Source organism: Aquiflexum sp., assembly GCF_041751335.1.
Lineage (GTDB): Bacteria > Bacteroidota > Bacteroidia > Cytophagales > Cyclobacteriaceae > Aquiflexum.
This window is the reverse complement of the sequence record NZ_JBGSXS010000014.1, coordinates 1-10,357: the sequence shown is the minus strand read 5'-3', so window position 1 is coordinate 10,357 and position 10,357 is coordinate 1. Positions and strand designations below refer to the sequence as shown.

At 40.1% G+C, this 10,357-nt stretch carries 11 protein-coding genes; all 11 read left to right on the top strand.

Annotated features, from left to right (window positions below):
• Positions 1-849: anthranilate synthase component I family protein (locus tag ACEW8U_RS00720; protein ID WP_373520112.1), on the top strand; the 849-nt coding region annotated here is incomplete at its 5' end.
• A gap of 211 nt (positions 850-1,060) precedes the next feature.
• Complete coding sequence (locus ACEW8U_RS00715; protein ID WP_373520111.1) at positions 1,061-1,456, top strand: four helix bundle protein; 396 nt, start codon at positions 1,061-1,063, stop codon at positions 1,454-1,456.
• Positions 1,457-1,546: 90 nt separating this feature from the next.
• Positions 1,547-2,113 (top strand): aminodeoxychorismate/anthranilate synthase component II, encoded by a 567-nt coding sequence (locus ACEW8U_RS00710; RefSeq protein WP_373520110.1) that lies wholly within the window; start codon positions 1,547-1,549, stop codon positions 2,111-2,113.
• Between the two features lie 322 nt (positions 2,114-2,435).
• Entirely contained in the window at positions 2,436-3,449 is a 1,014-nt protein-coding gene (gene trpD, locus ACEW8U_RS00705) for an anthranilate phosphoribosyltransferase (protein ID WP_373520109.1), read from the top strand.
• Positions 3,450-3,454: 5 nt separating this feature from the next.
• A complete protein-coding gene (gene trpC / locus ACEW8U_RS00700) occupies positions 3,455-4,276 on the top strand; it encodes an indole-3-glycerol phosphate synthase TrpC (protein WP_373520108.1) in 822 nt (273 codons plus the stop codon).
• Entirely contained in the window at positions 4,273-4,896 is a 624-nt protein-coding gene (locus ACEW8U_RS00695) for a phosphoribosylanthranilate isomerase (RefSeq protein WP_373520107.1), read from the top strand. Before trpC ends, ACEW8U_RS00695 begins: the two co-directional genes overlap by 4 nt.
• A 283-nt stretch (positions 4,897-5,179) precedes the next feature.
• The gene (gene trpB, locus ACEW8U_RS00690; RefSeq protein ID WP_373520106.1) at positions 5,180-6,358 is read left to right on the top strand and encodes a tryptophan synthase subunit beta; all 1,179 of its coding nucleotides are present in this window, start codon (positions 5,180-5,182) and stop codon (positions 6,356-6,358) included.
• Between the two features lie 207 nt (positions 6,359-6,565).
• Positions 6,566-7,339, top strand: coding sequence for a tryptophan synthase subunit alpha (gene trpA / locus ACEW8U_RS00685; protein ID WP_373520105.1), 774 nt, complete (start codon positions 6,566-6,568; stop codon positions 7,337-7,339).
• A gap of 3 nt (positions 7,340-7,342) precedes the next feature.
• On the top strand, positions 7,343-8,362 hold the full coding sequence (gene aroF, locus ACEW8U_RS00680) for a 3-deoxy-7-phosphoheptulonate synthase (protein WP_373520104.1): 1,020 nt from the start codon (positions 7,343-7,345) through the stop codon (positions 8,360-8,362).
• A gap of 306 nt (positions 8,363-8,668) precedes the next feature.
• Positions 8,669-9,451, top strand: coding sequence for a phenylalanine 4-monooxygenase (locus ACEW8U_RS00675; protein ID WP_373520103.1), 783 nt, complete (start codon positions 8,669-8,671; stop codon positions 9,449-9,451).
• A gap of 166 nt (positions 9,452-9,617) precedes the next feature.
• On the top strand, positions 9,618-10,214 hold the full coding sequence (gene hisH / locus ACEW8U_RS00670; protein WP_373520102.1) for an imidazole glycerol phosphate synthase subunit HisH: 597 nt from the start codon (positions 9,618-9,620) through the stop codon (positions 10,212-10,214).
• Positions 10,215-10,357: the final 143 nt, after the last annotated feature.

Here is a 10,357-nt window from a genome sequence, read left to right as displayed (position 1 = left end):
CCTTCCTATTCTTTCAAACTTGTCGGAGAAGAATCCTCCAATTACTCAGATGAGGAGTTTTTGGAAATTCTCAAAAAGGGACAGGAACATTGCTTTAGGGGAGATGTATTCCAAATTGTGCTTTCCCGGAGGTACACCACTTCTTTCAAGGGAGATGAATTCAATGTTTATAGGGCACTTAGATCGGTCAATCCTTCGCCTTATCTGTTTTATTTTGACTATGGTTCCTATAAGGTTTTTGGAAGCTCACCAGAAGCGCAGATTGTGGTCAAAAACAATGTGGCTACCATTTACCCTATAGCAGGAACTTTCAAGCGAACAGGAAATGACCAAGCTGATGCGACTTTGGCTATGGAACTCTATGATGACCCCAAAGAAAATTCAGAACATGTGATGTTGGTTGACTTGGCCAGAAATGACCTCAGCAGGTCATCCGAAAAAGTCAAAGTTGAGGTCTTTAAAGAAATCCAGTACTATTCCCATGTCATCCATTTGGTTTCCAAAGTCACCGGACAACTTCCAGAAAATGCAAACCCACTCCAATTGGTGGCGGATACCTTTCCTGCCGGGACGCTATCAGGAGCGCCAAAATACCGGGCAATGGAATTGATTGATGAATTGGAAAACACTTCAAGAAAATTCTATGGTGGTGCCATTGGTTTTCTAGGCTTTAACGGGGATTTTAACCATGCCATTTTGATCAGGTCATTTGTTTCTGAAAATAACCAACTCAGGTTTCAAGCTGGTGCAGGAGTTGTTGCGAAGTCCTCAATACCCTCTGAACTTCAAGAAGTGACCAACAAACTCGAAGCGTTGAGGGTGGCATTAAAAACGGCGGAGGGGATTTAGGGAATTGAAAAATTGCAAGATTGGAAGATTGGAAGATTGGAAGATTGAAATATTGAGGGGTTTAGGGGGTTGTAAGATTGTAAGATTGCAAGATTGGAAAATTGAAAAATTGGGGGTTGGATGGTTAGGGAGACTTTCGATATTCAATTATGGTTTTCCACACTCAGATTTCAAGGTTTAAAAAAATAAAATCATTTTTAATGGACATAATATGAGCAAGATAGAAAGATTTGAGGATTTGGATATTTGGAAGAAAGCTGTGGAATTTGCTGTCTTTGTCTTCCAATTATCTGATAAAGGATTGTTGGCTACAGATTTTAAGTCAAGAGGACAGTTTATAGATGCCGGTTTTTCTATCTCAAATAACATCGCGGAAGGTTTTGAGTACAATAGCAATCCTTCCTTTATTCGATACTTAAGATATGCCAAAGGTTCAGCAGGAGAGGTCAGAAGTCAAGCATATGTATTGTACAAAGTAAATAGAATCGATGAAACAGAATACAAAAAACTTTACCATGATCTTGTTGAAATCTCGAAGGAGATTAAAGGATTTATGAAATACCTTCAAGACTTTGAAAAAGCAAAAAAGAACCAAAAAGGAAAATGAATTAAAATCCTTATTTATTTATAAAACCATCAAACGGATCAATCAACCTAATTTTCCAATTTTAAAATTTTCCAATCTTTCAATTAATACATGAAAATACTTGTACTCGATAACTATGATTCCTTTACTTACAATTTGGTATATATTATCAGGCAGTTAGGATATGGACCTCAAATGGATGTTTTCAGGAATGATAAAATCAATTTGGTTGATGTGGGTGTTTACGATAAAATACTCCTTTCTCCGGGTCCGGGAATTCCATCCGAAGCTGGAATTATGCCTGTGTTGCTAGAAACATATTCTTCGACAAAAGACATTCTTGGAATCTGCCTTGGTCATCAGGCAATAGGAGAGGCATTTGGAGGAGATTTGATCAACCTGTCAGAAGTAGTCCATGGGTTGGCTTCTGAGGTTAAAATCGAAGAGGATTTGTTATTTAAAGGTTTGCCGGAGAAGTTCAAAATAGGACGATATCATTCATGGGTGATCAATGAAGGTAGTATATCCTCTGACTTGGAAATCATTGCCAGAACACCTGATAACCAGATTATGGGTGTCAGGCACAAGGAGTATAAAGTCCGGGGCCTTCAGTTCCATCCGGAGTCCGTTTTGACAGAGCATGGGGTGGAGATGATGAGAAATTGGCTGGAAAGCTGAGGGAGTACGAAGAACGATGTACAAAGTACCAAGAGTCAAGAAGCGAGAAACGAGAGCCGAGAAGCTAGAGCCAAGAAACAAAAGGTTAGAACCAAGAAATCAGATCTTCAATTTAGAGGAAATTTAGAGTTAAGGAAAAAGATTAAGGGTGGATTAGATTAATAACCCTGAAAGGGTTGAACCTTGAATAGCCCCGTGTGAAACGCGGGGAAATGGAGAAAATGAAGTTGGTTCATCAACCCTGAAGGGGTTTAACTTTTCCAATTGAAATATAAAATAAAGTGTAAAGTAAAAAACTAATAACCCACACAAACCCACAACCATGAAAGACATACTCAACCACTTGATCGAACACCGGACGCTTTCCAAGGAACAGGCGAAAGAAGTGTTGAAGAACATTGCAACCGGGGGGTATAATCAGTCCCAGATTGCGGCTTTTTTGACGGTTTACCTGATGAGAAGTATTACAGTGGAGGAACTTGGCGGATTTCGGGAAGCCATGTTGGAACTTTGTGTTCCTGTCGAAATACCTGAATACGATGCCATGGACCTTTGTGGGACAGGTGGAGATGGCAAAGACACCTTCAACATTTCTACTCTTGCCTCCTTCATAGTAGCCGGGGCAGGTCAAAATGTGGCCAAGCATGGCAATACAGGAGTTTCCTCTATTTGTGGTTCTTCAAACCTTTTGGCTTTTTTCGGTTATGAGTTTACCAGCGATATTGACAAAATCAGAAAAAGTCTGGATGAAGCGGGAATCTGTTTTCTACATGCACCGCTTTTTCACCCTGCCATGAAAAATGTAGGTCCCATCAGAAAGGAATTGGGTGTCAAAACCTTTTTTAATATGCTCGGTCCCATGGTCAATCCAAGTTTTCCAAAAAAACAATTGGTGGGGGTTTTTAGTCTTGAATTAGCGAGGCTATATGCTTACCTCTATCAAGAACACGAGGGGAATTTCAGTATCCTACATTCTATGGACGGCTATGATGAAATATCCCTGACAGGGGATTTCAAGATGATTTCCAATTCAGGAGAAAAGCTTTATAGTCCTACGGGAATTGGTTTGGAGAAAATTTTGGCAGATTCCATAAAGGGAGGGGATACAGTAGAAGAATCGGCACAGATATTCGACGCAATCTTGAAGGGTAAAGGAACATCTTCACAAAATGCAGTCGTTATGGCAAATGCCGCAGCTGCTTTGGTTACTGCAGATCCATCACTAGGTTTTGAGGATGCGCTATCCAAAGCCGAAGATTCACTTTTGTCAGGAAAAGCCCTCCAGGTCTTCACTGCCCTTGTCAATCCAAAAACATCCATTTCATTTGCAAATTAAAACCTATGAATATTTTAGATAAAATCATTGCCCATAAAAAGAAGGAAGTTTCCGAAAAGAGCAGTCTTGTTCCGGTAAAGTTGCTTGAAAAAAGTATCTATTTTGAAAGCAAAGTGGTGTCGATGAAAAAGTACATCACTAGGGAAGACAAAACGGGCATTATAGCTGAATTTAAAAGAAAATCACCATCAAAGGGAGATATCAATATCAATGCATCCATCGAAAAGGTAAGCATAGGTTATATGCAGGCAGGTGCTTCTGCATTGTCCATTCTGACTGATCAGGAGTTTTTCGGAGGAAAAAACGAGGATTTGACCTTGGTAAGAAAATTCAACTATTGCCCAATTCTCAGAAAGGATTTCATTGTTGATGAATATCAGATCATAGAAGCAAAATCCATAGGGGCAGATTGCATCCTTTTGATTGCTGCTGCATTGGAGCCAAATAGATTAAAAGAATTGGCTGCTTTTGCAAGGTCATTGGGCCTAGAGGTTTTGATGGAAGTGCATGATGTAGAGGAGCTTGATTCTGCTGTTAATGAGTGCTTGGATTTGGTTGGAGTTAATAACAGGAGCCTCAAGACTTTTGAGGTTTCATTGGAAACATCTTTCAGTTTGGTGGATCAAATCCCTTCGGATTTTGTGAAAATCTCCGAAAGTGGAATTTCCAACCCCCAAACACTTGTTGACCTGAAAGATGCCGGCTTTGATGGATTTCTGATAGGTGAGAACTTTATGAAATCAGGAAGACCACAACAGGCGGCTTATAATTTCATAAAGGAATACAGGAATTTAATTTCCCAAAAGCTTGGCATAACCCGAGGATGATGAGGTTGAAAGTATGTGGCATGCGGGAACCTGATAACATCAGGGAATTGATAAAACAAATCCAACCGGATTGGATGGGTTTGATATTTCATCCCTCTTCGCCAAGGTTTGTGGACAGAAAGAATGCAGACTTTATCAAAGCATTAGAGATTAGCAAAGTAGGGGTTTTTGTGAATGCTGACATTTCGGATATTCAAAAAACAATCCATTCTTTTGGATTGAAAACGCTACAGTTGCATGGGGAAGAAACAGTCGATGAAGTAAGCAAAATCAAAGAGAAAACTGGATTGGAAATCTTCAAAGTTTTTTCTGTAAACGATTCTATCCAATGGGATTTATTGGAAAGTTACCTGCCTTTTGTGGACTTCTTTCTATTTGATACGTTCACCAAGTCCTATGGTGGAAGTGGAAAGGTCTTCAATTGGCAATTGCTCCAGGATTACCCCTTCGAAAAGCCGTTTTTACTCAGTGGGGGTATCAGTTTGGATCACATCGATACCATCCAAAATCTCCAATCCCAAGTCCCCCAAATGAAAGGAATAGACATCAATTCAAAATTCGAAATTGTACCTGGGTTGAAGGATGTTTCTTTAATAGAAAAGTTTAAAGGGAAAATTTGAATAGATATATAGTTGAAATAAGATAGAAATAAAGTTGAAATATGTTGGGGATTAAACGTGAATAAGATTGAATTAAAGTAGAAGTCAGAAATATCGATAGCGATTAGCGGGGATTTTGGTGGGCCTAGAAAGTTGAAGATCTTATTAACTCATCCTTGTAAATCTTCACATTCTAAAACCTACTCCAATAACTTTCGAAGCCTAGTCTTGCATCTTGGTTCTTGTCTCTTCTATTTCTCACATCTCACGTCTTACGTCTCACATCTCACGTCTTAATAAAAAAATGATCAAAGTCGACGAAAAAGGATTTTATGGAAAATTTGGGGGTGCATACATCCCTGAAATGCTCCATCCCAATATTGAAGAGCTCAGGGAAAATTATGAGCAGATAGTGGCGACAGATGAGTTTCAGAAGGAATTCAAAAGTCTGCTGAAAGATTATGTAGGAAGGCCTACGCCTCTATATTTTGCGGAACGAATGTCCCAGAAATATGGCGCAAAAATATACTTCAAGCGCGAGGACCTTTGCCACACCGGTGCCCACAAGGTCAACAATACGGTTGGTCAGATCATCTTGGCCAAGAAACTTGGCAAAAAGCGGATCATTGCAGAAACAGGTGCCGGCCAACATGGTGTTGCCACTGCCACTGTCTGTGCATTGATGGGAATGGATTGTACCATCTACATGGGTTCACTTGATATTCAACGTCAGCGCCCCAATGTAGAACGGATGAAAATCTTAGGTGCAAAAGTGGTTCCGGCAACTTCAGGAAGCCAAACCCTCAAAGATGCCACCAACGAAGCCATGCGTCAATGGATCAACGATCCTGTTGATACACACTACATTATTGGTTCCGTGGTAGGGCCACATCCATATCCTGAAATGGTCGCTAGGTTTCAATCTGTGATTTCGGAAGAGATCAAATGGCAGTTACAAGAAAAAGAAGGGACAGAAAATCCCGATTTGGTCATTGCCTGTGTGGGTGGTGGAAGTAATGCTGCAGGAGCATTTTACCATTATTATAATGTCCCTCAGGTCAGGTTGATTGCTGTAGAGGCTGCGGGATTGGGTATCTCGTCGGGAAAATCTGCAGCCACCACTGCCTTGGGAACTCCAGGCATTTTGCATGGAAGCAAGACTTTGCTGATGCAAACTGAAGATGGACAGGTTGTAGAGCCACATTCCATTTCGGCAGGATTGGATTACCCTGGAATTGGACCTGTACATGCGCATCTTTTTGATATCGGGAGAGGGGAGTTTGTGGCAGTTGAAGATAAAGATGCGATGAAAGCGGGAATAGAACTCAGTCGCATGGAAGGGATTATTCCGGCAATAGAAACAGCCCACGCCATCCACGCCCTCAATATGATCGAATACCGAAAAGACGATATCATCGTCATCAATCTATCAGGAAGAGGGGATAAGGATTTGGATACTTATATCAAGTGGGGAGGGTATTAATTTCAGAAGGTAGAAGGTAGAATTCAGAATGAGGTGACACACGACCTTTGAGGTTTTTAAAACCTCGAAGGTCTAAATGAATAAAGTGGTAAGTATTTTCAGTACTTAACAAGCTAGATGAAGATATAACTAAATCTACAATCTAAAATCTAAAATCTACAATCTACAATCTCACGTCTCACTTCTCATATCTCACTTCTCAAAAAAATGAACCGAATACATACATTATTTCAAAACAAAAAAGAGCGGGTGCTGTCGATCTACTTCACTGCTGGATTTCCGGAATTAGAAGATACTTTGCCGATCATGAAGGCTGTTCAGGATGCCGGGGCGGATATCATCGAGATAGGAGTTCCTTACTCAGACCCAATCGCTGATGGACCCACCATTCAGGACAGTAATATGATCGCCCTTGAAAATGGCATGAGCCTCAAGAAGTTGTTTCAGCAATTAGAGGATATGCGGGAGTCAATTACTATTCCGGTGGTCCTGATGGGATATTTGAATCCGATCATCCAATATGGGATGGAGGCATTTTGCAAAAAATGTCAGGAATTGGGGATTGATGGTTTGATCTTGCCTGATCTTCCTGTGCAGCAATACCTGGAAGAATACCGGCAATTATTTGAAAAATATGGATTGGCCAATACATTTTTGATTTCTCCACAGACCAGTGAAAAAAGAATTCTGGAAATTGACCAAAACTCTGATGGCTTTATTTACATGGTTTCTTCCCATAGTATAACAGGTGCCAAATCGGGGATTTCTGAAGAACAGATTGCCTATTTCAGGAGGGTAAAAGAAATGAATCTCAAAAACCCTAGGTTAATCGGTTTTGGGATATCCGATTCGGAGACATTTACCAAAGCATCTTCTTATAGCAATGGGGCGATCATAGGAAGCGCATTTATCAAAGTAATCAAGGACAGCAATAATCTGGCTGAAGACATCAAAAATTATATCCAATCAGTAATTCAATAAAATATGATCGTTCAATTAAAAGAAGATATTTCCGAAAAACAAAAGGATTCCCTTATTCAGGAAATAAATCAGATAGGATACAAAATCACTGAAGTAAAAACCCAATTGGGGGATTATTTGGTGGGAATAGGAAAGAAAGAATTTGACATCCGTAAAATCGGCCAAAAGGAGGGGATTCAGGATATTCACATTGTGTCCGATGAATATAAGCTGGTTTCCAAAAAGTGGAAAGCAAAACCTACTTCAATAGACTTGGGCGATGGGGTTTACATCAAAGATGGGGATATGGCCATTATGGCGGGCCCCTGTTCCATTGAATCAGAAGATCAGATCATCAAAGTCATCAACCATCTCAAAGAAAACGGCATTAAGTTGATGCGTGGTGGTGTATTCAAACCCAGGTCAAGTCCTTACGCTTTCCGGGGCTTGGGGATTGATGGTCTGAAATTATGGTACGGGTTGGCTAAGGAAGCCGGAATCAAGATTGTGACTGAAGTTATGCAGGTTTCCCAGATTGAAGAGATGTATCCTTATGTAGACATTTATCAAGTAGGAGCGAGGAACACCCAAAACTTCAATTTATTGGATGAATTGGGTAAAGTGGATAAAGCGGTGATGATCAAAAGAGGGATTTCCGGAACAATTGAAGAACTACTTCAATCTGCGGAATATGTGTTCTCCGGTGGCAATGAAAAACTGATACTTTGTGAAAGGGGAATCAGAACCTATGAAAAGGCAAGCCGAAACACACTCGATCTAAATGCCGTTCCCATATTGAAAGTCAAATCCCATTTACCGGTGGTAGTAGACCCTTCTCATGGAATCGGAATCAGGGAATATGTACCCCAAATGGCCCTGGCAGGGGTGATGTCCGGTGCTGATGGTATTATATATGAAACCCATGAAATCCCTGAAAAAGCCTATTCAGACGGGCAACAGACTTTGGATTTTGCACAAAGTGCGCTTTTGGCAGACTGGATCAGAAAGACCTTTGCGATGAGAAAGACTTTTGATTTGTTATAATTGAAAGATTGGAAAGTTGCAAGATTGCAAGATTGGAAAATTGAGTAAAGAAGAGATTTAAAAGTTTGAATTAGAAAAAGATATATTGGTTGAAGAAATCTCATGCTTTGCAACTAAGTTATCTCGTCTCTCGCTTCTCGGTTCTCGCATCTTATTTCTTGTTTCTTAACTCTTATCCAAAGCCAAAAACCTTTGAGGTCAAAAAAAGACCTCAAAGGTTACCCTAGTCTCAAATCTCAAATCTCATGTCTCACGTCTAATATCTATCCTTATATTTACAGCCAACAATAATAGCCCAAATATAAAATGACAAATAAACCCAAAGACTGGGTCTTTTTGGACCCGAGATTAAAAAAAATGAGGCAGGATTATGATGCCTACACGGAGGAGGATTTTAAGGTCTGGAAAATCCTCTTTGAGAGACAGATAGTCAATTTGCCCAAAGCAGCTTCCAAAGCTTATTTGGATGGGATTAAGGAAATTAATTTCACCGCAGACCGGATCGCTGATTTTGCTGATGTCAACCAAAGACTGGCAAAAAGTACCGGTTGGGCCATACATGTGGTTCCTGGGTTGATAGATGATGATCTTTTCTTCGGATTGATGAACAATAAGCGTTTTTGTTCTTCCACATGGATGAGGTCCATGGAGCAATTGGATTATCTCGAAGAGCCGGATATGTTCCATGATGCGTTTGCACACATGCCTATGTTGACTAATCAGCCTTATGTCGATTTTCTTGAAAATTTGAGCGGTATTGCACTAAGATTCATTGATGATAAGTGGGCGATTGAGTTGCTTTCAAGGATTTATTGGTTCACTATAGAATTTGGATTGATCAGAGAAGAAGGTGAACTCAAAATATACGGTGCCGGAATATTGAGTTCAGCCGGAGAGACAAAATTCAGCCTTTCCAGTGAACCCAAGCATTATGAATATAACGTCCGGAAAATCCTGAATACTCCTTTCTGGAAAGACAAATTTCAGGACAAATATTTTGTGATTGAAAGTTACGAGCAGCTTTTCCAATCCTTACCCGAAATCGAGGAAGTATTGGAAGAAATGGTCTCCGAGGCAGCGAAGGGGTAAAAAGTTGAAAGGTTTAAAAATTGAAAAATTGAAAAATTGAAAAATTATCAAAATTCTAAAACTTGACTTCTGGGTTAGGTTTAAATTCATTTCTTTGGTCAATCTTCTAATAATTAAACCTTACAACCAATCTAAAATCAACAATCTGAAATCTACAATCCCCCAAATGCAAGTAGCAGTAATCAAATACAACGCAGGTAATGTACAGTCAGTCCTTTTTGCTTTGGAAAGGCTGGGGGCCAATGCTGTTTTAACAGATGATATTGAAACTATTTCCAATGCAGACAAAGTGATTTTCCCCGGACAGGGAGAGGCTAGCACCGCAATGATGTATCTGAAGGAAAAAAAACTGGACAAATTGATCCCCAGTTTGAAGCAACCCTTTTTTGGGGTTTGCTTGGGTCAGCAATTGCTTTGTGATTATTCAGAAGAAAATGACACACCATGCCTTGGAGTGTTTCCGGTTAAAGTCAAGAAGTTTTTACCGGAATCATATGTGGAATTCAAAGTCCCCCATGTAGGTTGGAATAATCTCATAAACTTGAAAACACCCTTATTAGAAGGTTTGGATGAGGAATCTTATGTCTATTATGTACATAGCTTTTTCTGTGAAATAAGCGATTTCACCATCGCACAGACACACTATATCCATGACTTTGCAGCCTTGATGCACAGGGACAACTTCTACGCCATGCAAGCCCATCCCGAGAAAAGCGGAAAAGTGGGGGAGAGGATATTGGAGAATTTTCTATTGAAGACGTGAGACGCTAGACATGAGACATGAGATTGGGGTAGTGTAACCTTTGAGTTCTTTTTTGATCTCGAAGGTTTTAGCCTTTGGATAAGAGTCAAGAGCCAAAAAACAAGAAAAAAGAAGCGAGAACCGAGATGCGAGAGCCGAGAGTC